Origin of the sequence: Limnohabitans sp. G3-2 (assembly GCF_002778275.1) — a bacterium.
GTDB lineage: Bacteria > Pseudomonadota > Gammaproteobacteria > Burkholderiales > Burkholderiaceae_C > Limnohabitans_A.
On the sequence record NZ_NESG01000025.1, the window covers coordinates 1 to 537 of the forward strand.

1 protein-coding gene is annotated in these 537 nt (G+C 55.3%); it reads right to left on the reverse strand.

Translation table 11 applies throughout. The features are described from left to right. A partial coding sequence (locus B9Z31_RS15310; protein ID WP_143473874.1) for an efflux RND transporter permease subunit occupies positions 1-537 on the reverse strand: 537 nt, incomplete at both ends.

Genomic DNA, 537 nt, shown 5'->3' on the forward strand with positions numbered 1-537 from the left:
GCATGAGGTTGATGTAATGGCTGACTTTCAAAATACCGTTTCGTACCGAAATGCCAGCCAGCGTAATGAAGCCGACCAGGGCGGCCACCGACAAGGGCTGACCTGACAGCCAAAGACCCAACACGGCTCCCACGAGCGCCAAGGGAATGTTCACCATGATCAAGGCCGACAAAACGGCGGACTTGTAGCGGCTGTAAAGCACCACAAACATCAACACCACAGAGACCACCGAGAGCAAAGAGATCAAGCGTGAGGCTTCTTCTTGCGCCTGGAACTGACCTCCGAGGGTGATGAAGTAGCCCTCTGGCAATCGTGAATCCGCCGTCACTTTGCGTATGTCGGCCACAACTTCTGACAATGGGCGGCCCGAAGCGTTGGCAGAAATCACGATACGCCGCTTGCCGTTGTCGCGACTGATTTGGTTGGGACCATCGGCGTCTTCAATCGTTGCGATTTTGGACAGCGGAATTCTGCCCGAGGGTGTTTCGATCAACACCTGGCCCAAGCCTTCCAGCGATCGTGCGGATTCTGGTAAAC